Source organism: Aquibacillus salsiterrae (genome assembly GCF_028416595.1).
GTDB lineage: Bacteria > Bacillota > Bacilli > Bacillales > Amphibacillaceae > Aquibacillus_A > Aquibacillus_A salsiterrae.
Window position 1 is genome coordinate 38,789 of sequence record NZ_JAMQKC010000003.1, and the last position, 24,351, is coordinate 63,139.

At 38.9% G+C, this 24,351-nt stretch carries 19 protein-coding genes and 1 other annotated feature; of the genes, 4 read left to right on the forward strand and 15 right to left on the reverse strand.

What is annotated here, in order from left to right:
- Nucleotides 1-26 precede the first annotated feature (26 nt).
- On the reverse strand, nt 27-638 hold the full coding sequence (locus NC799_RS04865) for a VanZ family protein (RefSeq protein WP_272445249.1): 612 nt from the start codon (nt 636-638) through the stop codon (nt 27-29).
- Entirely contained in the window at nt 639-794 is a 156-nt protein-coding gene (locus NC799_RS04870; RefSeq protein ID WP_272445250.1) for a hypothetical protein, read from the reverse strand.
- A gap of 203 nt (nt 795-997) precedes the next feature.
- Here NC799_RS04870 and NC799_RS04875 point away from each other — a divergent pair, with 203 nt between their 5' ends.
- Nucleotides 998-1,306: a hypothetical protein gene (locus tag NC799_RS04875; protein WP_272445251.1), complete on the forward strand. Its 309-nt coding sequence runs from the start codon at nt 998-1,000 to the stop codon at nt 1,304-1,306.
- 218 nt (nt 1,307-1,524) lie between these two features.
- Here NC799_RS04875 and cysK read toward each other — a convergent pair whose 3' ends face one another.
- Together cysK and NC799_RS04885 are read right to left on the reverse strand one after the other, a co-directional pair.
- Nucleotides 1,525-2,445 (reverse strand): cysteine synthase A, encoded by a 921-nt coding sequence (cysK, locus tag NC799_RS04880; protein ID WP_272445252.1) that lies wholly within the window; start codon nt 2,443-2,445, stop codon nt 1,525-1,527.
- A gap of 13 nt (nt 2,446-2,458) precedes the next feature.
- Nucleotides 2,459-2,764: a rhodanese-like domain-containing protein gene (locus NC799_RS04885; RefSeq protein ID WP_272445253.1), complete on the reverse strand. Its 306-nt coding sequence runs from the start codon at nt 2,762-2,764 to the stop codon at nt 2,459-2,461.
- 382 nt (nt 2,765-3,146) lie between these two features.
- Here NC799_RS04885 and NC799_RS04890 point away from each other — a divergent pair, with 382 nt between their 5' ends.
- Nucleotides 3,147-4,073 (forward strand): 3'-5' exonuclease, encoded by a 927-nt coding sequence (locus tag NC799_RS04890; RefSeq protein ID WP_272445254.1) that lies wholly within the window; start codon nt 3,147-3,149, stop codon nt 4,071-4,073.
- Between the two features lie 92 nt (nt 4,074-4,165).
- Here the strand turns inward: NC799_RS04890 and NC799_RS04895 are convergent, their stop codons facing one another.
- The 5 genes from NC799_RS04895 to proB form a co-directional block, all read right to left on the reverse strand.
- On the reverse strand, nt 4,166-5,122 hold the full coding sequence (locus NC799_RS04895; RefSeq protein WP_272445255.1) for an AraC family transcriptional regulator: 957 nt from the start codon (nt 5,120-5,122) through the stop codon (nt 4,166-4,168).
- A gap of 122 nt (nt 5,123-5,244) precedes the next feature.
- The gene (ilvA, locus tag NC799_RS04900; RefSeq protein WP_272445256.1) at nt 5,245-6,504 is read right to left on the reverse strand and encodes a threonine ammonia-lyase IlvA; all 1,260 of its coding nucleotides are present in this window, start codon (nt 6,502-6,504) and stop codon (nt 5,245-5,247) included.
- Nucleotides 6,505-7,001: 497 nt separating this feature from the next.
- Complete coding sequence (locus NC799_RS04905) at nt 7,002-7,925, reverse strand: manganese-dependent inorganic pyrophosphatase (protein ID WP_272445257.1); 924 nt, start codon at nt 7,923-7,925, stop codon at nt 7,002-7,004.
- Between the two features lie 141 nt (nt 7,926-8,066).
- Nucleotides 8,067-9,311, reverse strand: coding sequence for a glutamate-5-semialdehyde dehydrogenase (locus tag NC799_RS04910; RefSeq protein WP_272445258.1), 1,245 nt, complete (start codon nt 9,309-9,311; stop codon nt 8,067-8,069).
- Nucleotides 9,308-10,429 (reverse strand): glutamate 5-kinase, encoded by a 1,122-nt coding sequence (gene proB, locus NC799_RS04915; RefSeq protein WP_272445259.1) that lies wholly within the window; start codon nt 10,427-10,429, stop codon nt 9,308-9,310. The genes NC799_RS04910 and proB overlap by 4 nt, the downstream gene beginning before the upstream one ends.
- A 62-nt stretch (nt 10,430-10,491) precedes the next feature.
- Nucleotides 10,492-10,707: a binding site (T-box leader), on the reverse strand.
- A 318-nt stretch (nt 10,708-11,025) separates the two neighbouring features.
- Here proB and NC799_RS04920 point away from each other — a divergent pair.
- A complete protein-coding gene (locus NC799_RS04920; protein ID WP_272445260.1) occupies nt 11,026-11,673 on the forward strand; it encodes a YitT family protein in 648 nt (215 codons plus the stop codon).
- 87 nt (nt 11,674-11,760) lie between these two features.
- A complete protein-coding gene (locus NC799_RS04925) occupies nt 11,761-12,729 on the forward strand; it encodes a tripartite tricarboxylate transporter substrate binding protein (protein WP_272445261.1) in 969 nt (322 codons plus the stop codon).
- A 187-nt stretch (nt 12,730-12,916) separates the two neighbouring features.
- Here the strand turns inward: NC799_RS04925 and NC799_RS04930 are convergent, their stop codons facing one another.
- The 6 genes from NC799_RS04930 to gltB all read right to left on the reverse strand — a co-directional run bounded on the left by NC799_RS04930 (nt 12,917) and on the right by gltB (nt 24,335).
- Nucleotides 12,917-14,872, reverse strand: coding sequence for a tripartite tricarboxylate transporter permease (locus NC799_RS04930; protein WP_272445262.1), 1,956 nt, complete (start codon nt 14,870-14,872; stop codon nt 12,917-12,919).
- Between the two features lie 57 nt (nt 14,873-14,929).
- The gene (locus NC799_RS04935; protein ID WP_272445263.1) at nt 14,930-15,214 is read right to left on the reverse strand and encodes a hypothetical protein; all 285 of its coding nucleotides are present in this window, start codon (nt 15,212-15,214) and stop codon (nt 14,930-14,932) included.
- 16 nt (nt 15,215-15,230) lie between these two features.
- Nucleotides 15,231-16,484, reverse strand: a complete 1,254-nt coding sequence (locus NC799_RS04940) for an MFS transporter (protein ID WP_272445264.1) — start codon at nt 16,482-16,484, stop codon at nt 15,231-15,233.
- 226 nt (nt 16,485-16,710) lie between these two features.
- On the reverse strand, nt 16,711-17,781 hold the full coding sequence (locus NC799_RS04945; RefSeq protein ID WP_272445265.1) for a branched-chain amino acid aminotransferase: 1,071 nt from the start codon (nt 17,779-17,781) through the stop codon (nt 16,711-16,713).
- A gap of 486 nt (nt 17,782-18,267) precedes the next feature.
- Nucleotides 18,268-19,764, reverse strand: a complete 1,497-nt coding sequence (gene gltD / locus NC799_RS04950) for a glutamate synthase small subunit (RefSeq protein ID WP_272445266.1) — start codon at nt 19,762-19,764, stop codon at nt 18,268-18,270.
- A gap of 17 nt (nt 19,765-19,781) precedes the next feature.
- The gene (gltB, locus tag NC799_RS04955) at nt 19,782-24,335 is read right to left on the reverse strand and encodes a glutamate synthase large subunit (protein WP_272445267.1); all 4,554 of its coding nucleotides are present in this window, start codon (nt 24,333-24,335) and stop codon (nt 19,782-19,784) included.
- Nucleotides 24,336-24,351: the final 16 nt, after the last annotated feature.

Genomic DNA, 24,351 nt, shown 5'->3' on the forward strand with positions numbered 1-24,351 from the left:
TATATTACACAATTTATTATCTAATTTCAATAGTTAGCCTTTATCCAAATCTTGTTAGTTAACAATTGATAAATGGAATAACCGATGAACGCGCCAAGCGTGTTCAAGAGGATATCATCAACATCCAACGTACCAACCCGAAAAAAGAGCTGCGAAACTTCAATACCGAATGAACTACCAATGGCGAACCAAGCATAAAATATCTTCTTTTTACCTTTAATCAGCTCGGGGAGTAGCAACCCAAACGGTACAAATGCTAAAATATTGCCAAAAAAATTGTCGGTAAGCAGGAACCACCCTACTGAATCGAAGTGATAGAAGTAGTTAGAAATTGTCTTTAACGGCACAAGATTATAATCAATTGTCCCCTTCATCGACTGCCGATAAGCAGAGAAAAACAACAAATAAAATAAGATAATCATATATCCGGCAAAAGCTAGTAAAACAAGAAATTTATAGAGTTTGATCAAATAGTCCGGTAAAAATGACACATCGAATTTCTTCGTTAGCTTGCTTTTCCGGTCCTCACGTATTCCTGCATACGCTCCGCTCCTCAATTCTTCGTTGCCTCGAACTTCTCTGTCCTTCTTATCGTCTTTTTTGAACTTGTAGAAAAAATGGTTAGCTCTCTTCATCATTCATTCGTGATTTTCTTCAGTTTCTGCTGAGACAATTTTTGCGATATTACTAACATCCCACCTGTGAGCCGTTTCCGAAGCTACCTCATATTCTTTTCCAGCCCTTAATAACTGACCATTGTACGTTGTTTGGACGATCATTTTAACCATAGTCAAAGTACATTACTCTCCTTTCCTTCTCTTATCAAGCTTTTATTTATAGGATACCATTTACCTCCTAAATAAGATATTCAAGACGAACAGAATTTCATAAAACTAGGTAAATGTCCTTTACGATATATGTAGTATTTCATATGATAACTATTGGAAATCCCATTAGACCTTTACCTATGAGTTTAGGGTGGAAAGGAGAAATTCACATGCATTATCAAAATATTCATCCGTTAAACCGTAATCAAATACAACCACCATACGGGGTCACTGCAAATAACTACCGATATCCTGGTGGCTTTGGACACATCGGCCCTCTTGGTGCAGGCCTTGTTGGGTTTGGCCTTGGCTGGTTAGGTGGCGAACTATTAGATGGACCTGGCTATGGGTATGGAGCAGGGTATGGAGCAGGGTATGGACCTGGTTATGGCTACGGCGCTGGATTCGGTTCTGGCTATGGATTCGGCCCTGGCTTTGGTCCTGGATATGGTTTAGGATACGGTCCAAACTTTTTTTAATAAGAAAAGCGAAAGTGTGTCGCAGTAGACGAAGAAGCTTTCCTTAGTTAGGTTATATGAAATAAACGTATGTGATCATTCATGAACAGCCTAAATCGTCAACTGGATTTAGGCTGTTTTGCTTACCATTATCTCACTCACCAAAAATTGAACAAACGTTTGAACAATTTTTGATTTGTCTGCTCCACTTACAATACCAATAAGATATGCCGCTTTTTTTAATGCTCGAAGAGGTTCATACTTAAATATCGCTCACCTGTGTCAGGGGCAATACATACAACGTTCTTTCCTTTTCCTAACTTTTTGGCCACCTCTATCGCGGCAAACACGGCTGCACCACCAGATAACCCAACAAAGAGTCCTTCTTTAGCCGCGAGCTGCTTAAACATAGCTACTGCATCTTCATCGGCGATTTGGATTATTTCATCATAAATAGATGTGTTTAAGATAGGAGGAATAAAGCCAGGACTAGTGCCTACTAGCATATGCTTACCTGGTTTCCCCCCAGATAATACAGGTGATCCTTTAGGTTCAACGACAGCAATATAAAGCTCCGGAAGCTTTTCTTTTAACGTTTCACCGGTACCAGTGACTGTTCCGCCCGTACCTGCAGTTGCAACAAAACCATCTACCTTACCATCCATTTGATTCAGAATTTCCAATGCCGTCGTCGTTCGATGGGCGTCGGGATTTGCGCGATTTTCAAATTGTTGGGGAATAAAACTATTTGGGATTTCCTTATGTAATTCTTTAGCTTTTTCAATTGCACCGGGCATTTTTTGAGCACTTGGTGTCAAGACAACTTCAGCACCATATGCTTTTAAAATATTAATTCTTTCTTTCGTCATGTTGTCGGGCATAACGAGTATCGCTTTGTACCCTTTTGCTGCTGCAGTCATAGCTAGACCAATTCCAGTATTCCCGCTTGTAGGCTCAATAATAGTATCGCCAGGCTTTAAAGTCCCCTCTTGTTCCGCAACTTCAATCATATGAAATGCCGCCCTGTCTTTTACACTTCTAGATGGATTAAACATCTCTAATTTCACATAGATATCTGCAGCATCTTCTGGCACGACTCGATTTAAGCGAACAATTGGTGTATCCCCGATTAATTCCGTAATATTGTTTACAACTTTCATGCTACCTCACTCCTTATTTGTTAATTTCAGTTGGCCCTTCCCATTCCAACATGCCACCAACCATGTTACTTACTTTAAACCCCTTAGCTTCCATAAACATACATGCCATTTCACTTCTTCTTCCAGATCGACATACAAGAATATAGTCTTTATGCTTATCTAAATGTTCTACTTTTTCTTCAACTAGTCCAAGTGGTATATGTACGGCATTCGGTATAATTCCGGCTGCTACTTCCTCATCTTCTCGCACATCGACAATTGTATAATCTTTTCCTTCTTTTACTATTACTTCCACTTCTTTCGGTGTTAACTCTTCCATTAATACTCCTCCTTCTATATTTACAAATATCTTATCAATTTCGCGTTTCGGATACCACCGTTTTGTCTTATGTATGACGAATAACACATTGGAATTAACGCTCTTAATCCATCTAACATCATTATCGCAGCGCCTATTCCAGTAATCTTGTTAAAAAGGTGCTACGGACAAAGAATGATTCCTTCCTTCTTATCATGACCATTACTATTATATTTCATGAATGAGGAAATTGTCAGTTCGTGCGGTTTCCAAGGAAATAATGGTCATCCAAGCTAATTCTTGGAAGTGTCAAACTGCTGGTAACATTTGCTACTTACTTCCTAATCTTCATTTTCTTATAATAAGAATCAGAGGTCGTTCAAAAATGAAAGGTGGTGAATCAATGGCAGAACTAAAATATTTTATCTTCTTCGACTTTGAAATGCTATGTTCCAATCGAGGAATGGCATTTGAGGAAATGGAAGCAATTCGGTTAGGTGCTGTGAAGTACCATATTGACTCAGGAAAAATCGACTATTTTGATAAATATATTAAACCAACCCAGCAAAAACCACTTAGCAAGTTTTGCAAAAAACTTACTAGTATTTCTGATGAAGATATCCGGAATGCCCCGAATTTCAACGAAGTATTTTCATCCTTTTTAACATGGGTTGGTGGAGTGAAGAAATCCAGATTCTTTTCCTGGTCAAACAGCGACTTATTAAGATTAAAGTGTGATAGTCATTTACACAGGATCTCTGCTTCATTAATTACTAAAATAGAGTCAAGATATGTTGATTTCCAGGCTGTTTTTACGAAACGAGTATCAAAAGATAATCTTTCCGTAAACAATGCACTGAAACTGTATGGGCTGAGCTTCATCGGGCATCAACATAATCCTATGTACGACGCATACAATACACTGAGAATATTTCTTAGCTTTCACCATGATCCGCTTCAGTCAGATTTAATTATGCTAGATCGCTTTATCTTTGGAGAAATGTTTGAAAGGATTGATGAAGTAAACCCTTTAGTCATCGCTAAAATGAATAAGGATGTTCATACGTTCTTGGTCAATCTAGAAGACATATATAAAATGAAACACGTTGACAAACTATTAAAGCAAACCAAACGATTAGTAAGTAAATATGAGAATATTTTAATTAACCGGTCTGGTTTATTTTCAAAAGAAGTAACTGAAAAAGTACAATTACTAAAAGAATTTTACGCAGATCTCTGTCACTCGTATAAAGAACATGTCAAGCACTCATCAAAAGTCATGATGCTTGATGAACATATCGTTACACCAATGAAGCAGATTGCTAGTTAGATGGGAGTTATCCTTCCATCGTACATAAATAAACGGTTGTGTTCACAATTATTCCGGCCACCCAACGTTTTCTCCTATCTACTAAACCGCTACTATCCTCTCATTTTATTCCGGTACTGGCTAGGGGTATAGTCGTATTTACCCTTAAATATTCGATAAAAGTAACTAATATTATCATAACCAACCTGCTCGGCAATCTCGACAATTGGCATGGTCGTTACTTCTAATAATTCCTTTGCCCTCCGAAGCCTCTTATCCTGTAATAACGTTTTAAACGTCTGATTTGTACTTTTTTTAATATGCTTACTCAGCCAATAGGAAGGCTGGTTTAACTGCTTAGCTAGTTCCTCTAATGATGCCTCTTGATAATTATCTTCAATATAGTTAAGCACTTGTAGGGTAACATAATGCTCTTGTGTCTCCTGCTTTTGAATCAGCTTATCTACATGTTTGATTAATTCAATAATAAGTAACCCCATATAAAGCTTGATCGATGACTGAGACAACACAGATGGGTACCATATCTCTTCTATCATTTTGCCGATTAGCTGTTGAATTTCTTCTACTTCTGACACTTTAAAATAGAGGTAATGACCGTTATGTGTTTGATTGTACAAACTATCAATAAGGAATTCAGTTATTTTATTATCGGAATCTAGATAGGTGAAAATAAATTCAAAAAAGTCTGGACGAATGATAAAATTGATCACGATGTCACGTTGTTCGGCAGCTTCAATTTCATGTTCAATATGTTGATTTAAAAAAAGCAATTCCCCTTTTTTAAGAGTAATCTCGTCACCAGCAACATGTTGCGTAAGTTTCCCATGATACACGTAGTTAATTTCGATATAATCATGTTTATGTTTTGGAAAATCAATAAATCGGGTATGCTTTCTTACCATTATCATTTTGTTAGGCTTGAGAAACCTTTCACCCTCAATCACAAAGCTAGATTGACTTGTATATAGGTCTTTCTTAACCTCTTGGTTATGGATAATAGCAAGCTCTTCATCCGTAAACTGCATTAATTCTTCAAACAAGTTGCGCATTTACTCTCTCTCCCTTTAGAAACAGCCAGCAAAAGTAAAAGCACCTAAGATTAGTTAATAGAATCATAGGTGCTTTTTTGAAAAATAAGAAAAACGCAAGTCGCACCTCCCCCCTCACGGTCTCAAATTAACAAATTAAATAAATCTTTATCTTTGTTAATCTCGATATAAGAAAAGCCTTTTTTCTCCATCCGGTCGATTAACGGGGCATAATCATACTTATTTTTTAATTCAACCCCAACTAAAACAGGACCTTTATCTCGATTATTTTTCTTCGTATATTCAAATCTTGTAATGTCGTCTGTTTCACCTAATACATCGTCCATAAACTCCCGTAGTGCACCTGCGCGTTGTGGGAAGTTTACAATAAAGTAATGTTTATACCCCTCATATATTAACGAGCGTTCTTTAATATCCTGCATCCGGTCGATATCATTGTTTCCTCCACTTACGATACAAACGATATTTTTCCCTTTTATTTCATCTTTATAATAATCCAACGCAGCAACAGGTAGGGCTCCTGCAGGTTCTGCTACAATAGCATTTTCATTATATAAGTCAAGGAGTGTGGTACATACCTTACCTTCTGGCACAAGCGTAATTTCGTCAATTACTTCTTGAGCAATTTCAAACGTTAAATTTCCAACTTGTTGCACACTTGCCCCGTCAACAAATTTGTCGATGTTTTCTAGTCTTGTTACTTTCTTTTGCGCTAATGATTCTTTCATGGACGGTGCTCCAGCTGGCTCAACACCAATTACTTTCGTGCTTGGACTAATATTCTTAATATAGGAACCTACCCCAGAAATTAATCCCCCACCACCAATCGACATAAAAATATGTGAAATCGTCTCTTCCATACTATCTAATACTTCCAATCCAACGGTGCCCTGTCCGGTAATTGTTTTGTAATCATCAAATGGATGGATGAACGCCATGCCATGCGCATCACAATATTCTTTCGCTTGATGATAAGAGTCATCAAACGTATCGCCAATCAAGACGATTTCAACAAATGTACCACCAAAAAACTCGACACGGTTGACTTTTTGTCTTGGAGTAGTTGTCGGCATAAAAATCTTCCCTTTAACACCAAGCGCTTTGCACGAGTAGGCAACCCCTTGCGCGTGATTACCTGCACTTGCACAGACAACCCCTTTTTCTAACTCTTTCTTCGATAAGCTTTGCATTAGGTTGTATGCTCCTCTAATTTTAAACGAACGAACAACCTGTAGATCTTCTCTTTTTAAATAAACATTGCAATCATACCGTTCGGAAAGAATCGGATCCCTTTGCAGTGGTGTTTTTACGACAATGTCTTTTAAGGCCTGATGCGCAATGATTATATCTTTAATTTGTATAGGATTTGATTTAGTTTTCATAGCTTTATTTCCTTCCTAATCAAAAAAATAGTTAGATTCATACTATCATATTGAGATAAATTAGAAAACAATTGAACTTACTTATTGTTACTATTTGTAACTGCATTTCCAAGGAAACGTACGAAATAGAAATTCACAACCACCACCATCTCTCGACATGTTACGGCACAAATCGACAAGATTCTCTAACTGTTATACTACAGGCGACAGAACATCAATCACAGGATTTCACCAAAAATAACAACGTTGTTATTTAGGATGAACGCGCCTATCAAAATCGGCATCTTTCGACTAGACAAACCCCTTCAAACCAATAATAACAACGTTGTTATTTAACGAGCTTTACTCTGAGCAAAACCAGGATACCACTTGGCACACAAGAAAAGCGCAAGTCGTGCCCGAAGCTAGACAGCTCTTGCATTTTTTATGTTTTTGTATCTTTAAAAAGCTTCACCATTGAAATGGTGAAGCTTTCGTTCTGATGACAACTATCGGTTTTAAAATGCGTCCGTTAGGTTTGGTACAATTTGTTTTTTACGGGAAACAACACCCTTTAGCACTGCTTTATTATTTGCTAATGTCACTTGAAATGCTTTTTCTACCGTACTTGCTTTGTCTCCTAATGCCAATACTACCGAATCATTTTCTAAAATGTCTGTTACAACAAAGACGAATAAATCAAGACCCTTTTCATCGATCACGGAGGTAATAGTTTGCTCTATTTCTTCTTGCTTGGCAAACACTTCCTCTATATCCACTGTGTTTACTTGGGCTATTTCGACTTTGTTTGATGCCATTTCAAATTCCTTAGCATCGAGCGTAATCAATTCCTTTACGGTTTTATCACTTAAATCTGCGCCTGCTTTTAGCATAGCTAATCCGTAACTCTCAGCTTCTACACCTGCAAGCTTTGCAAGTTCTTCAGCCGCAGCAACGTCCTGGTCTGTGCAGGTTGGTGATTTAAATAATAAAGAATCAGAGATGATGGCAGATAGCATTAATCCAGCAATATCACTTGGAATGTCGATATTGTTTTCTTTATATAGTTTGTTTAAAATTGTGGCCGTACAGCCTACCGGTTCGGCACGGTAATATAATGGATCACTTGTTTCAAAATTGGCAATGCGGTGATGGTCAATCACTTCGATTACTTGGACTTCATTAATGTCACTTACACTTTGTTGGCGCTCATTATGGTCCACTAGAATTACTTTGTCAGCCTCACTTTTAGCCTTTTCGATTAACCGTGGTGCCTCGACATTAAACTGTTGTAATGCGTATTCTGTTTCGCCATTTACTTCACCTAGTCTAACTGCTTCAACGTCCTCACCAAGTTTACTTTTTAAATGTGCATAAGCCAGTGCAGAACAAATGGTATCTGTATCTGGATTTTTGTGTCCGAAAATTAGTACTTTAGCCATTGTGTTTTCTCTCCTTTTTAAAATGATACGTATGTAATTACTTACAACCAATTCTTATTCTAACGTAAATATGCGTTTGTTTCATCTACTACGTTTAAGGTGGTGTACAGTAGTGTACATACAGTACCATTTAATGATAAATTATTTAATTTGTCCTTCTCCATAGATTAGATACTTTGTTGATGTAAGCGCTGGTAATCCCATTGGACCACGGGCATGAAGCTTTTGTGTGCTAATACCTATTTCTGCACCAAAGCCAAATTCGAATCCATCCGTAAAACGCGTGGATGCATTATGGTATAATGCAGCAGCGTCAACTTCATTCATAAACTGTACAACATGACGATCATCTGTCGTAACAATACCTTCTGAGTGTTTGGAGCCGTATTTATTTATATGGGTTATCGCTTCTTCCACACTCTCAACAACCTTTACAGCTAATATCTTATCTAAAAACTCTGTCTCCCAATCTTGTGCGGAAGCTGGAACTATGCTCTCATCTAGGTTTCTTGCCCTTTCGTCGCCTCTAAGTTCCACATCTAAGTCCTTTAAAGCTGTCGTTAAGCTAGACAAGTGCTTATTTGCCCAATCCTTTTGAACTAGCACCGTTTCAATGGCATTACAAACAGATGGCCGTTGCGTTTTAGCATTGACGACAATTGGTATAGCCATCTCAGGGTCAGCAGATTCATCAATAAATAGATGGCAATTACCTGCACCTGTTTCTAAGACAGGAACAGTTGATTGTTCAACGACGGTTTGTATTAAATTTTTGCCACCACGAGGGATAAGTACATCTAAATAGTCATTCATTTTAAATAATTTACTTGCTGTTTCTCTTGATGTATCTTCAACTAGTTGAACTGAATCTGGCGGTAAGTCTGATTTTTGAAGGGCTTGGTGAATAACATCAACTAGCGCTTTATTTGAATGAAGCGCAGAAGAACTACCACGCAAGAGAACTGCATTTCCTGTTTTTAAACACAGACTTGCAGCATCCACGGTTACGTTAGGTCTTGCCTCATAGATCATCCCAACTACGCCTAGTGGAACCCGCACTTTATTAATTTTCAACCCATTTGGCCGTTCCCACGATTCAAGGATTTCTCCAATTGGGTCCTCTAAACTAGTTAATTGATCTAATGCATCAGCCATATCGTGAATACGTGATTCATTTACTATCAACCGATCAATCAGTGATTCGTGAAACCCTTTTTCTTTTCCATTTGTGATATCTAATTGATTCGCCTCTACAATATCCTTCACGTTATTTCTTAATTGTTCTGCAATTAATCGTAATGCTGCATCTTTTTGTTGTGTTGTTTTATTCCCTAACTCTGTTGCAACAGCTTTAACCTTCTGCGCTTTACTTAGTAAGTCGCTCATGAAACTACCTCCTTTAAAGATATAACGAGTTGGTCGCGGTGAATGGCTTCTGGTCTTGAATTATTTGTTTGTTCCATCGCAAGGTCACTGTTCATTCCCTTAATCGATAGAAGTTCCTCCGAGGAATAATTCACTTGTCCTTTTGCAATAATTTGCGTGCCATTACTAATTTCGACCACATCACCCGCTCCAAATGTCCCTACTACCCTTTGAATACCAGCCGGTAACAAGCTTTTTCCTTGGTATAAGATGGCATCCTCTGCACCTTTGTCAATCACAAGTGTACCAACAACAGGAGAATGGAACGCGATCCATTGTTTCATCTTCCTAAGACTCGACGTATGGTTATCCCCTATATACGTACCATCCCCGTTCCCATCAACAATTTCAAGTAATTTGTTTTTTCCTGTCCCAGATCCAATAAAGACGTTCACCCCGAGTGAATTTGCTGTTTGGGCTGCTAATATTTTTGATTTCATTCCTCCTGTACCAACCTTTGAACCGGAATCCTCTTTTGTTTGTGCGAGAATTTGTCCAGAAATAGAAGGTAGGAAGTCATAGCGTTTCGCTAATGGATTGGTATGGGGGTTTTCATCATATAAACCATTTATGTCTGTTAATACTACTAAGAAATCGGCATTAACAAGTCCACTAACTAACGCTGATAACATGTCGTTGTCACCGAATGTTAATTCTTCAATGGATACACTATCATTTTCATTAATAACCGGTAGGACGGACCGCTTTAATAATTCTGACAATGTTGCGTACACGTTGCTATACTGTTCTTTGTTAACAAAGACATCCCGTGTTAGTAATAATTGTGCAGCCACAATATCGTACGTTTTAAATGCTTCGGTATAGGCCTGAACGAGTAGCCCTTGGCCTACTGCTGCAGCTGCCTGTTTTCCGGCGACAGTCACCGGTCTTGTTGGATAGCCTAATTGTGAAAATCCGGCAGCAACAGCCCCAGAGGAAATAAGGATTACTTCATAATTGCTCTTTTTTAACTGTGCAATTGCCTCTGCATGCTCTAACAGTTTTTCACTACTTAAACCACCATTTCTATTCGTCAACGAGCTACTGCCTATTTTAACTACGATTCTTTTTTTTGCCAATTCAATCACGCCTTTTAAACCAAACTAAAAAAACTCTCTCCGTCCATTACACACCTGTGTTTGTAAAGGACGGAAAGAGTTTTTCCCGCGGTACCACCTAGTTTGGCAAGAAATTTGCCCACTTCATAACCTATTATCGCTAGGAAACGGACGAGTTATTAGCTCATCAGCTCAAAGGGTAGGTTCGATTGACGATCTTTGCGGTGGAACCTTTCAGCCGGCGGATTCCACTCTCTTTCGCAGTCTGTCAATGTACTATTCCTTATCATTGCCATTTACCATTATTATTAAAATATTATGCGTGACAACCCCGCCAATGTCAATACCATTTACAGAAAAAGAAAAGCGAAAGCGCCTTGCTAGACCCGACAGGCATAAGACAAGCCCTGACGTGGCGGTCTTTGCCACAGAAGGGATTGACTTATGACCTCAGAGGGGCTAGGCGCTGTAGCTAGACAGTAAGAAAAGCGCAGGTACGTATGCCCCCTATTGTTTTATCCAAGATTTAAACATAAATTTCATCAACACCAATAAAATAAATTAATAGATGATGCTCGTCCATCTAGCAATTAGTCTGATTGGAATGATAACTTACAATGACATTATTTAATAAAAACATTAACTGGTACAGGTTTTCCTTTACTTATTTGATGATTACCTGTGGGGGATTTATTCAAGGGATGGCCATGGCTGTGTTTTTATTCCCTCATTCTATTCCGTCTGGCGGCTCTGCAGGAATTGCTGTGCTGCTAAACTATTGGTTTGAAATTCCACTTAGTTTTGCGCTTTGGTTTGTAAATTTCTCTTTACTTGTGGCAGCCATTTTTTGGCTCGGTAACAAAAGCGCAATCGGAACCATGTACGCTATTACAGTAACATCAATCAGTGTTCAGCTTTTTGAATCAACCGCCACCTACCCAAATTCAAATGTTTGGATTGATTTAGTAGTAGGATCGGTTATTTTAGGAATCGGTGTCGGACTGTTATTAAGGCAACAGGTTTCCAACGGAGGAATGGGCGTCTTAGCATTGATTATCGCCAAGTATCGAGCTACTTCCCCCGGAAAGCCACTTTTATTACTGAATGGCTCTGTATTTATTTTAACAGGATCGATTATTTTCTGGGGAATTGTTATCCAAGCTGTCATTTCCCAATTCATTTCAACTAGACTGGTCGATTTTATCTTTCGGGCAAACGTAAATCCAACACTGTTACTTATGGCAAGAAAGGCACTGAAAAAATAACAGAAAAATTAAATGGACAATTTTTATCTTGACCACTATTTGCATACTCTTATTTGAAATGAATTATTTGAAAGGGTGTGCCTTACAGTGACGTTACCAAAAAAGGGGCTTTTATTTATTTTGATGATTGGCCTCGTCTTTATTAGCGCCTGCCAGTCTTCGGATACTAGTGACTTCCCTAACAAGAGTATTCAAATGATTGTAGCTTTCTCACCAGGAGCTGCAACAGATACACAAGCAAGAATTATCGCCAAATATGCAGATAAATATTTTGGAGAAGAAATAGCTATCGTAAATAAGCCTGGTGGCGGAGGGCAAGTCGGCTGGAATGAATTCACTTCCGTTAAGCCAGACGGATATACAGTTGTTGCGTATAATCTTCCACACATTATTACGCAACCACTTGTCAACAAGACCTCCTTTTCTCTAGATACATTTGAACCAATTGTCAATTGGGGTGGTGACCCTACCGTATTTGCCGTTCGAAAAGATAGCCCAATTCAAAGTTTGGATGACTTAGTAAAAGAGGCAAAAAGTAATCCTGGTTCCATAACAGTTGGCACACCAGGTAAGTTTGCTGGACAGCATTTAGCTACCTTGTTATTAGAAAAAAGTGCTGACATTGATTTAAAGGATGTTCCATTCAAAGGGTCTTCTGATGCTATTAAGTCGTTGCTCGGGGGGCATACAGACGTTATAGCGGGGAATTTATCAGACATATACCGCTTAGGTGATGAGGTGACCCCACTTGCGATTGCACAAGAGGAACGTCATCCCTTCGATAAAGATATTCCAACATTTAAAGAACTCGGATACCCTGAAGTAATCATGAGTACGGACCGAGGCATCGCAGCACGCGAAGGAACGCCTGATGAAGTGATTGAAACGTTAGAAACAAATTTCTTAAAGCTTCTAAACGATGAAGATTTTCAAGCTGAAATGAAAAAAGCCGGAGCAGACATGCTAATTATGGACCGCGAAGAAGCCATCACCGATATTGAAAATCGCCAAAAAAAATATAAAGACCTCTTACAATCAATTGGTGTAGTCAAATAAGAAAAGCGCAGGGGGCCTTGATCAGCTTAAGACCTCGAGGGGGTAGGCGCCCGGAGCTAGACAATAAGAAAAGCGCAAGTCATGCCTTGTTCAGCCTAAGGCAAGCCTTAAGCAGAACGGATAAAAATGTTCATGAAAAAACGGCTCAACTATTGCTTGAGCCGTTTTTATCATGGGCGGTTTTCACTTAGAATAACACCGGGGTAAGTGGTAACGGGACTTGGAAGACAACCGTGAATAAGCAGTAAAGTACCAAGGTAAAGATGACTGATGTTAAAATGATTCGTTTTATTTTAATATCTTTATTTTGTTTTATATAAACAAAATAAAGTGGGACAATCATCATTAATAGAAGTACTTGTGTGTAATATCCGATAATAGACGTTAACGAACTAATGATGACAACAACTAGAACGATCGGTAGATTCGACCACTTGATATGCTCACTTATTCCTTCATTCCCTTTGCCGAATGAGTGAACTAGTTCAATCACAATTAATCCAAGTAAAAACACTAACGTAATTTGAGGGAATATACGTTGTTCCAACTGCATCCCTTGTAAGTAAAACAGGACCAATGCAACTAAACTTCCTAGCGCAATCCAGAAAATCGAACCAATTGACAACCGTTTGGTTAAGAACACCTGATTGGGTTGCCGCCATTTAAATCCTCTTAATGCTTGGAAAACGGACAAAGATATCGTCACAACAATTAAAGCGACAAATAGAAGATTGATTCCTCCTGAAAAAAAGTAGGACAAGGCAGAACCTTTAGACGTGCCAACTTGAATTCCTTGAAGTAGTCCTTCCTCAGCAATAGGTCCAAGAATAAAACCAAGCGCAATTGGCGCTGCAGCAAAATTAAACTTTTGCAGAAAAAACATGATCAAACCAAGACCAATCACCGTATAGATGTCAAATACGTTATTTTGCATAGAATAAGCACCAATTACCGAGAAGGATAAGATAACAGGAGCCATGAAATATGCAGGGATTTGCGCAATTTTTGTCATGTATTTTATCAGTGCCAAGCCAATAAATAATAGTAAAATTTGTGCCCCAATCATACTGTACAAAAAGGTATAAGCAACATCAGCATTATCAACAAATAAAGATCTTCCCGGCCAAATCCCGTGAATGAGTAGACCTCCTAAGAAGATAGCTGCTGTTGGCGAGCCAGGAATGCCTAATGTCAATAACGGGATTAATGAGCCACCGACCATAGCATTGTTAGCACTTTCTGAGGCGATAACTCCCTTTTTCTCCCCTTTGCCGAAATTTTCTTTGTTTTTAGAAAATCGTTTCACTTCATTATAAGAGAGAATACTAGCAATGTTTCCACCAGCTCCCGGGATTAAACCGACCAGTCCACCAACAACACTACCGATTGTCACTGATTTTGGTTTCTTTAAAACATCTGCAAAAGACTCTCTAATTGACGATCCTTTAATCCGATAGATGATTGGTTTATTCTTATTAATTGATGTTAAACTCTCAATTAATCTTAAGGCTTGAGGAAAGGCAAATAAACCAATTAACACGGCTACAACATTAAAGCCGCCAATTAGACTATCCGTTCCTAGTGTAAACCTTGTTATGCCGGTAACTGAGTTAATTCCTACAAATGATAACAGGATTCCAATACTTCCGCCAATAAAGTTTTTTACTGTAGAACCGTCTGAAATCGCCGCAATAACCGTCAAGCCAAAGATAGCAATCCAAAAGCTTTGGCTTGGTCCAAACTTCAGAGACAAGTCAGCGAAAATTGGTGCAAAAAAAACAAGCATCGCCATTCCAAATAATCCACCGATGACAGAAGAGATTGTCGCAATCTCCAGTGCTTTTCTACCTTCACCATTCTCTGTCATCGGATACCCGTCAAAGGTAGTTGCAACAGAAGCAGGTGCACCAGGGACGTTAATTAAAATCGCAGGCACACACCCCCCGTAAACACTGCCACAATAAATTCCACCTAGTACAATTAAGCCCTCCGTTGGGCCTAATGAAAAGGTGAATGGAATAGTTAACGCAACACCCATTGTTGGGGTTAAACCGGGTAAGGCACCAACGATAATGCCGATTAGTAGACCGAAGAATAGAAAGAGAAGATAGTAAAGTTCAAATGCTTGCCAAAAAAAATCCATATCCTAACCCCCATAGTAAAAGCTAGGATATGATATTCACCTAATTACCTAAATGTGTTATTGATTTTCACTTTGGGTCGTTACTTCTACCTTTTTTCCCCCAACAGATAAATATTGGAATACTTCAAGGTCTGATTTCAATTTTGACAAGCCTTCTAAATAAGGTCCGACCAAATCTTTAAAGTCTTCCGATACTCCTTCTTCTTCTAGTTGACCGTAGACATACATTTTTTTCTCTTCGATTAAAAACGCAATATAGCCAACAGCCTTATTTTTATCATCGACAATATTTAATACTTGAGCATCTTCCTTTAAAAACTCGGGAGAAAAATATAGTTGCATTACTTAACGTTCCTCCTTATTCCGTGTTTAATTGTAGTTTTTTAAATAGTGAATTTGACGCTTCATCTGATTGCGCCTCTGCATGTTTCACATGAATTAATGTTAAGCTTAATATCGCTACGAACAATGTTAAGCCTGCAGTTGATAAAAACATAATATTTTTTGAAATAGACATTAACCACCCGTATACAGGTGGACCAATAGCTACTCCTAAAAAACGAACTGACCCATATAAAGATGTCACAAATCCGCGTCTTGCTTTCCCTACCGAGCCAGTAATTAAGCTGTTTAAACAAGGTAAAACAAGTCCCGTACCAACACTACTAATAACCAAAATTGAAAAGAATGGGACTAAGTTGTCAACAAGTGTTAAACAAGCAAACGACGTCGTCATAAATAAAAGACCTAATACGATTAATCGTTTCATTACTTTCATATTCTTCCCTATTTTACTCCCAGTTATAAATGATGTAACCATTTGAAAAAGTAAAGGTATTGCCAAGATTGCTCCTTTCGTAACCCCATCTATTCCGTATTCTTTTTCCAAGACATCGGATATATAAAATAAAATACCGAATAAAGTTAGTAAACAAGTTGCACCAGCAAGATAAGTTGTAAATAGCCACCGACCTTCTTGTTTAAAAACCGAAAATAACCCTTTTACATACTTGTTTATTGGGGGCGGTTGTACCTTTTTCTTTTTCTCTTTGATGAAGATTGCCGTCAGTAACACAGACACTAGGCAAAATACTGGAAATCCCCAAAATGGACCGTACCAAACCAGTAATGCTAGTAAAGAACCTACTATCGGGGAAAGTACTTTACCGAAACCATTGGATGCTTCGACTAGACCAAGTACCTTACTTTGGTCCCCACCTTTAAATAAATCTCCTGTAAGCGCCATGGCAATTGGTGCGGTTCCTGCTGCTCCGATTCCTTGCATCGCACGACCGATTAAGATCCATATGTAGGCACTGTCAAACAGGGCACTTGCCAATCCTGCCAACAAGCCTCCTAATCCATATAATATTAATGCGGGTACGATAATTATTTTTCTTGAAAATCTGTCAGAAAAATAACCAAGGATTGGAATGAAGATAGCTGCTGTTACTGAAAATATCGTAATAGTTAAACTAACCTGAAATGAGTTAAGACCTAATTCCGATTCCATCTTTGGTAAAATGGGAATTAACATGGAATTTCCCAATGTCATAATTAATGGGATCGAGCTAATAGCTAAGATCGTTAATCCTTTTTTTGAATTTGCCATTTTTAAAGCACCCCCTTTACCTCATATCTGCTATAAAATACTTTTTTATCATGGTTGTTGAACGGCAATTTCATTCATCGAGCTAAAAGGTATTTAATGGAGATATCGACGTTTAACTTCTTTTGGTTTACATAATATAATTATGGTTATCTAAAGGAATGTGAGCGCTGGAGCTAGACAGCTTGGTTTATTAAAAAAAAATGGTTGGCAACAAAGTGCCAACCACTTATTTTACTTCTACGATCCAATCGAAAATATCTTCTTCGGTTCCATATTGTATACCTGTTAATGTATCATAAAGTTGCTTGGCTATCTTTCCAGTCACACCATCATTTACGATCATTTGATTTTCATTCCATGCTAGTTCACCGATTGGAGAAATGACTGCTGCAGTACCCGCACCAAATGCCTCTTCCAACTTACCTGCAAGGTGTGCTTGATGAATTTCTTCCATAGAAATTCTACGTTCTGTAACTGGAATTCCCCAATGCTTTAAAAGTTTAATAACTGAATTTCGAGTTACCCCTTTGAGAATACTTCCGTTCAATGCAGGAGTAACAACTTCTCCATCTATTTTGAAAAATACATTCATACTTCCAACTTCTTCAATGTATTTTTTTTCTAAGCCATCAAGCCAAAGCACTTGCGCATAGCCCTTATCTGCTACCAGTTCCTGAGCTTTCAAGCTAGAAGCGTAGTTCCCTGCCGTTTTCGCTTCCCCTGTTCCACCTTTAACTGCGCGAACAAATTCATTTTCTACAGCAATTTTAACTGGGTTAATGCCTTCTTTATAATAAGCACCAACCGGTGAAAGAATGACAATAAACTGATATTGCTTGGAAGGTGCAACACCTAAATATGGTTCAGTCGAGATGACGAATGGACGAATGTATAGAGAAGTACCTGGAGCTGTTGGAATCCAGTCCTTATCCACTCCAACCAATTTTTTGATTGCAGATAAAGCGAATGTCTCATCTAATCTCGGTATACACATCCGATCGTTGGAACGATTTAATCGCTCCATATTTTTCTCAGGTCTAAATAATCGAGCTTCTCCTTCCTTTGTTACATAAGCTTTTAGACCCTCGAAGACTGTTTGACCGTAGTGAAAGACAATTGCAGCAGGATCTAACGAAAGTGGCTGATATGGGATGATTCTAGGATCATACCATCCCTTCCCCTCCGTGTAATCCATAATAAACATGTGATCTGTAAAAACACGGCCAAATTGTAAATCTGCAGCGTTTGGTTTTTCTTTCTTTGTGGCTGCATATTCCATATGTATTTGTTGTTCCATAATCATATCTCCTTGTGTTCATTCTTTTTCCATTTTTAGACTATACATACCATTCTATTACTAATAGACATAAAAACACAACCATTATTGTTTTTAAATAAGCAACATCTTTTTTTAAGCAGTTTAAAAACAAAAGTGCCGGCCCCTGTACTAGACAGCTCTTGAATCTTTTTATACTTTTGTAAGAAAACAGTTCTGCAGTGTACCTATTTGGACCGGATTCGGACCCGATTGAGTGAATATTGGCTTTTCCTGTCCGAATTAGGCGTGCATTCGGACTCGATGGACTGAATATTGGCTTCCACTGTCCGAATTAAGCATGAATTCGGACTCAATTGACTGAGTATCGCCTTCCACTGTCCGAATTAGGCGTGCATTCGGACAAGATTAGTCCACTATCCGACCGACGCTAGGATTTTTTAAACTTTCTTACCTTTTAAAAAAGGACTAACCAAAGTTGGTTAGTCCTTTCTTTATGAGTTAAGCTTACAAGGCATTTACAGTTGGTAGTAATGAACTACCCATTAGATACTCATCGACTGCATAAGCTACTTCTCTACCTTCGTTAATAGCCCATACGATGAGACTTTGTCCTCTTCTTGAGTCACCTGCTGCAAATACACCTTTGACATTTGTGCGGAAATCGCCGTATTTTGCTTCCACTTTTCGGTTGAATGTATCAACACCGAACTGTCTAAGTACTGGCTGCTCAGGTCCTTCAAAACCAATCGCAATTAGCACTAATTGTGCTGGCCATACTTTTTCTGTCCCTGGAATTTCTTCAAAAACAAACATTCCATTTTCGTCTTGTACCTTTTTCATTTCTACCGTATGAAGTTCTTTTAATTTGCCAGTTTCATCGGCAACGAATTTCTTTGTTTGAATCGAATACTGACGAATATCTTCACCAAATTTTGCTTTTGCTTCCTTGTGTGCATAATCTAAGGTAAATACTTGTGGGAATTCTGGCCACATATTGCTAGCTGTTCTTTTCGTTGGCAATTGTGGGTGCTTACCAAATTGTACCACACTGTTAGCACCTTGACGTAACGCTGTTGCAATACAGTCTGCCCCTGTATCGCCGCCACCAATAACAATAACGTCTTTTCCTTTTGCATCAATATAGTTACCATCTTCAAAATTTGAATCAAGTAGACTCTTCGTTGCAAATTTAAGGTAGTCCATTGCATAATGAACACCTTGGGAATCGCGTCCTTCAATGACTAAATCACGATGTTTCTGGGCACCTGTACACAAAATAACAGAATTATACTGTTCTTTTAACGCATCAGCACTAATATCTTTTCCTACCTCTGTGCTAAGAACAAAATCGACGCCTTCTTGTTCTAAAAGACGAATCCGACGCCCAACAACCTCTTTGTCTAGCTTCATGTTTGGAATACCATACGTAAGGAGGCCACCAGCACGGTCATCACGCTCATACACAGTTACAGAGTGACCTGCTTGATTTAATTGATCAGCAGCTGCCATTCCAGCTGGGCCTGATCCAATAATTGCCACTTTCTTCCCTGTCCGTTTTTTAGGGATGCGTGGAGTTATCCAACCATTCTCAAACCCTTTATCAATGATTGCTTGCTCAATATTTTTAATAGCTACAGCTGGATCTGAGATTGCTACTGTACAAGAGCCTTCACACGGTGCCGGACAAACACGCCCCGTAAACTCAGGGAAATTATTTGTGCTTAATAACCGCTCAAGTGCTTCTTTCCATTTCCCTTTATAAACTAAGTCATTCCATTCTGGGATTAGGTTATAGACAGGACAACCTGAAGTTGCCCCGTTTATATCCATACCGATGTGACAGAAAGGAGTACCGCAGTCCATGCAGCGCGCTCCTTGTCTACTCATAACTTCGTCAGAGAAAGGAGCTGAATATTCTTTCCAGTCACTTAAGCGAGTTAAAGGATCGCGTTGTACGGCTTCTTCACGCTCAATTTCCATAAATCCTGTTGCTTTTCCCATGATTCCTCTCTCCTTTCTTACTGTACGACAGCCTTTTCTAACTTTTTCACTTCAACTAACTTTTTATTATTTTTCGCATCAAAAGCACTCATTTTTGCTTGTTCCTCTGTTTGACCAGCGTCAACGTAAGACTGGATTTGGTTTAGCATATATTTATAGTCTTTTGGTATTACCTTCACAATTTTTTGTTTTTCAGTTTCCCAATTTTCAAGAATTGCTCGTGCTTTACTACTATTTGTGTAGAACACATGCTTTTCAATCATTTGTCTTAGATCATTTTCTTCCTCAACATTTTCAAATGTGTCAAACTCAATCATTTCTTGGTTAGTCAATGTTTTGAATGTATCAATTGCCTCTGTGTAAACATAAGCAATCCCACCAGACATACCAGCTGCAAAGTTTTTCCCTACATCACCAAGTACGACTACGCGTCCACCAGTCATATACTCACAGCCGTGGTCACCGATACCTTCGACTACTACATTTGCTCCACTGTTACGGACAGCGAAACGTTCGCCTGCCATACCATTGATGTAAGCTTCCCCACCAGTTGCTCCGTAGAAGGAAACGTTCCCTGCAATCACGTTCTTACTAGGGAAAATGGTTGACTCTTTCGGTGAAGAGACAACAATTTTACCACCTGATAGCCCTTTACCAACATAGTCATTGGCATCTCCAGAAAGTAGCATCGTCATTCCTTTAGGGATGAATGCTCCAAAACTTTGACCAGCAGAACCAGTAAATCGTAATGTAATGGTATCCTCCGGAAGACCAACCTCACCGTAGCGTTTAGATATTTCACTACCTACGATTGTACCTGCAACACGGTTGATGTTTCTGATTGAGAATGATACATCGACCTTTTCTTGCTTTTCAATTGCTGATTGAACAGCTGGCAAAATTTGCGTTATATCTAATGATTGATCAATTTTATGATTTTGTGGTTGACGATAGGTACGCGGACCTTCCGCTTGGTAAAGCAATGTTGATAAATCAAGGTCTTTTGCTTTCCAGTGTTCTTTTGCACGATCACTAACACCTAATAAATCTGTCCGACCTACCATTTCATCAACGGTTCTAAAGCCGAGTTGAGCCATAATTTCACGTAGCTCTTCTGCGACAAAGTGCATATAGTTAACAATATGGTCAGGTTCGCCGATGAACTTTTTACGTAATTCAGGGTTTTGCGTCGCTACACCAACCGGGCAAGTATCCATATGACAAACACGCATCATGACACATCCAAGCACGACAAGTGGTGCTGTTGCAAAACCAAATTCTTCTGCACCTAGTAGAGCTGCCATGGCAACATCTTTTCCTGTTAACAGCTTTCCGTCTGTTTCAAGGACAACGCGGTCTCTTAAGCCATTTAGCATTAGCGTTTGATGTGCTTCAGCAAGACCTAATTCCCAAGGAAGTCCTGTATGCTTAATACTTGTCTTTGGTGACGCACCAGTTCCACCGTCATATCCAACAACTGAGATAACATCTGCACTTCCCTTTGCAACACCAGCAGCAATAGTTCCAACACCTGCTTTTGCAACAAGCTTTACGCTAATCCGGGCATCACGGTTAGCATTTTTCAGATCATGAATAAGTTGTGCTAAGTCTTCAATTGAATAGATATCATGGTGTGGTGGTGGTGAAATTAAATCAACACCAGGCGTTGAACCACGAACTTCTGCAACCCACGGATAAACCTTTTTACCTGGTAACTGCCCACCTTCACCTGGTTTAGCACCCTGTGCCATTTTGATTTGAAGCTCATCTGCGTGAACTAAATAATGACTTTTCACACCAAAACGTCCGGATGCAATTTGCTTGATGGCACTTCGACGGAAATCTCCATTCTCATCGACCGTATAACGGTTTGGATTTTCGCCACCTTCACCACTATTACTCTTACCACCAATACGGTTCATTGCAATCGCAAGTGCTTCATGTGCCTCTTGACTTAAAGAACCAAATGACATCGCACCAGTTTTGAATCGTTTGACAATCGAATCAACTGACTCTACTTCCTCTATTGGAATAGAGTTGTTTGCTTTAAATGAGAACAGATTTCTTAAGAAGCCTAAACGCTCCTCATCAGCAGCCTTAGAGAATTCCTTGAACAAGCTGTAATCTCCCCTGCGGCAAGCCCACTGTAACGTATGGATTGTTTTCGGATTAAAAGCATGATGCTCTCCTGTCTTTCTCCACTGGAAGTCACTACCAGGATCAAGAGACTTCATAACCTCTTCTTTGTAACCTAATTGATGACGGTCCATTGCTTCTTTTGCAATTGTCTCTAATCCAATTCCATCAATTTGTGAAGCAGTTCCAGTAAAATGTTGTTCAATTACCTTTTTACTAATACCAACCGCTTCAAAGATTTGCGCACCACGGTAACTTTGTACTGTTGAAATACCCATTTTAGACATAACTTTAACGACGCCTTCAGTAACGCCATCAACATACTTCGCAACAGCATCTTCGTACGTATATTCTAGGTTTCCTTTTGCGATTTGATCACGATACGTCTCTAAAGCTAAATATGGGTTAATCGCATCAACGCCATATCCTAATAATGCTGCAAAGTGATGCACTTCTCTTGTTTCTCCAGATTCAACTATTAAGCTAATTTTCGTTCTGTTACCTTGACGCACTAAATACTGGTGTAGCGCACTTGCTGCCAACAAAGCAGGGATCGCTACTTGTGTTTCACTCATATGACGGTCAGACAAGATTAATAGATTTGCTCCGTTGTTAATTGCTTGGTCAGCTTCATTGAACATATCATTGAGTGCTTGTTCTAAATCACCAGAAAATAACGTATCTATTGTATAACTCTTAAATCCATCGAGTGTATCATTTCTTAATTCAGCTAATTCAGCATTCGTAATTACCGGAGAATCTAGTTGTATCCGACGACAATTTGTTTCGTCCGGGTGTAGAATGTTTCCTTCTGGTCCAAGCCAAGTTAATGTTGACGTTACAACTTGTTCACGATAAGCATCAATTGGTGGATTCGTTACTTGTGCAAACAACTGTTTAAAGTAATTAAATAGTGATTGTGGGCGGTCAGACAATACAGCAAGTGGTACGTCATTACCCATCGCCCCGATTGGGTCTTTACCATCTCTCACAAGTGGAAGTAAATATTTTTCGACATCTTCATTCGTGTAGCCAAATGCTTTTTGTCGTTGATAAAGACTAGTAATTGGCTCTTGGTCACTCGTATTATTTGCCGTTATTTTCACAAGGTTATCATCTAGCCATTGTTGATAAGGATGAGCAGTCGCAACTTCCTGCTTTATTTCTTCATCTGAAACAATTCTTCCTTCTTCTAAGTCAACTAATAGCATTTTACCAGGACTTAAACGATCCTTATATAAAATATTTTCTTCCTCAACATCAATTACGCCTACCTCGGAAGAATAAATAATATAATCATCCTTTGTTACATAGTAACGTGCTGGACGTAAGCCATTTCGGTCTAAGATTGCTCCGATTTGTTTTCCATCGGTAAACGTAATGGAAGTAGGGCCATCCCACTGCTCCATCATGCTACTATAATACTCATAAAATGCTCTCTTTTCTTTTGGCATATGAGGATTTTTCTTCCATGGTTCTGGAATTAACATCATCGCAGCATGTGCTGGTTTTCTACCTGCAAGCGTGAAAAATTCAAGTGCGTTATCTAAAACAGATGAATCACTTCCGTTATCATTTAAAATAGGAAGTAATTTATTCAAATCGTCTCCGAAAGCTTCCGAAACAAACTGTTGTTCACGAGCACGCATCCAATTGATGTTCCCTCTCATCGTATTAATTTCACCATTGTGGATTAAGTAACGATTCGGGTGAGCTCTCTCCCAGCTTGGGAATGTATTAGTACTAAATCTTGAATGAACAAGCGAAAAAGCAGATACAAAGTCCTCATCTTGTAAATCAAGATAGAACTCATCCACTTGATTTGGTGTTAATAGTCCTTTATAAACAATTGTTTTGTTAGAAAGACTAGCAAAGTAAAAACGGACTTCACGTTGGTTCGCCCAGTTTTCCGCTTGCTTTCTAATAACATATAATTTTCGTTCAAAAGCTAAATCATCCACTAAACTATCATCAGCACCGATAAACACTTGCCTAATTACTGGGCAAGTTTCTTGTGCGCCAATTCCGACTTTTCTGACATCTGTCGGTACAGTTCTCCAACCCAATAATTGTTGACCTTCTTGCTCAATTAATTGGTTTACTTGGTTTTCAATTTCGATTCTTTCTTCTTCGTTATCAGAAAAGAATACCATCCCAACGCCATAACGACCTTTTTCTGGTAAGTTTATATCTGAACATACTTTACGGAAATAACTATCTGGTATTTGAACCATAATTCCCGCACCGTCACCTGTATTAGGATCACTACCTTGACCACCACGGTGATCTAATTGACAAAGCATTTCTAATCCTTTTTTCACAATATCATGTGTTTGCAATCCCTTTATATGAGCATATAAACCGATTCCACATGCGTCATGTTCAAATTCAGGACGGTATAACCCTTGTGCCTTAGGCATCCGACTGTAACTCATATTTATACGCCCCCGT

What these genes read in the sequence shown, in the direction of transcription:
- NC799_RS04910 (WP_272445258.1), bottom strand. Translation starts at nt 9,311, where the DNA reads ATGAGCGACTTACTAAGTAAAGCGCAGAAGGTTAAAGCTGTTGCAACA.
- gltD (WP_272445266.1), bottom strand. Translation starts at nt 19,764, where the DNA reads ATGGGAAAAGCAACAGGATTTATGGAAATTGAGCGTGAAGAAGCCGTA.
- NC799_RS04885 (WP_272445253.1), bottom strand. Translation starts at nt 2,764, where the DNA reads ATGGAAGAGTTAACACCGAAAGAAGTGGAAGTAATAGTAAAAGAAGGA.
- NC799_RS04890 (WP_272445254.1), top strand. Translation starts at nt 3,147, where the DNA reads ATGGCAGAACTAAAATATTTTATCTTCTTCGACTTTGAAATGCTATGT.
- NC799_RS04930 (WP_272445262.1), bottom strand. Translation starts at nt 14,872, where the DNA reads ATGGATTTTTTTTGGCAAGCATTTGAACTTTACTATCTTCTCTTTCTA.
- NC799_RS04920 (WP_272445260.1), top strand. Translation starts at nt 11,026, where the DNA reads ATGACATTATTTAATAAAAACATTAACTGGTACAGGTTTTCCTTTACT.
- gltB (WP_272445267.1), bottom strand. Translation starts at nt 24,335, where the DNA reads ATGAGTTACAGTCGGATGCCTAAGGCACAAGGGTTATACCGTCCTGAA.
- NC799_RS04865 (WP_272445249.1), bottom strand. Translation starts at nt 638, where the DNA reads ATGATGAAGAGAGCTAACCATTTTTTCTACAAGTTCAAAAAAGACGAT.
- cysK (WP_272445252.1), bottom strand. Translation starts at nt 2,445, where the DNA reads ATGAAAGTTGTAAACAATATTACGGAATTAATCGGGGATACACCAATT.
- NC799_RS04905 (WP_272445257.1), bottom strand. Translation starts at nt 7,925, where the DNA reads ATGGCTAAAGTACTAATTTTCGGACACAAAAATCCAGATACAGATACC.
- NC799_RS04895 (WP_272445255.1), bottom strand. Translation starts at nt 5,122, where the DNA reads ATGCGCAACTTGTTTGAAGAATTAATGCAGTTTACGGATGAAGAGCTT.
- ilvA (WP_272445256.1), bottom strand. Translation starts at nt 6,504, where the DNA reads ATGAAAACTAAATCAAATCCTATACAAATTAAAGATATAATCATTGCG.
- NC799_RS04945 (WP_272445265.1), bottom strand. Translation starts at nt 17,781, where the DNA reads ATGGAACAACAAATACATATGGAATATGCAGCCACAAAGAAAGAAAAA.
- NC799_RS04940 (WP_272445264.1), bottom strand. Translation starts at nt 16,484, where the DNA reads ATGGCAAATTCAAAAAAAGGATTAACGATCTTAGCTATTAGCTCGATC.
- NC799_RS04935 (WP_272445263.1), bottom strand. Translation starts at nt 15,214, where the DNA reads ATGCAACTATATTTTTCTCCCGAGTTTTTAAAGGAAGATGCTCAAGTA.
- NC799_RS04875 (WP_272445251.1), top strand. Translation starts at nt 998, where the DNA reads ATGCATTATCAAAATATTCATCCGTTAAACCGTAATCAAATACAACCA.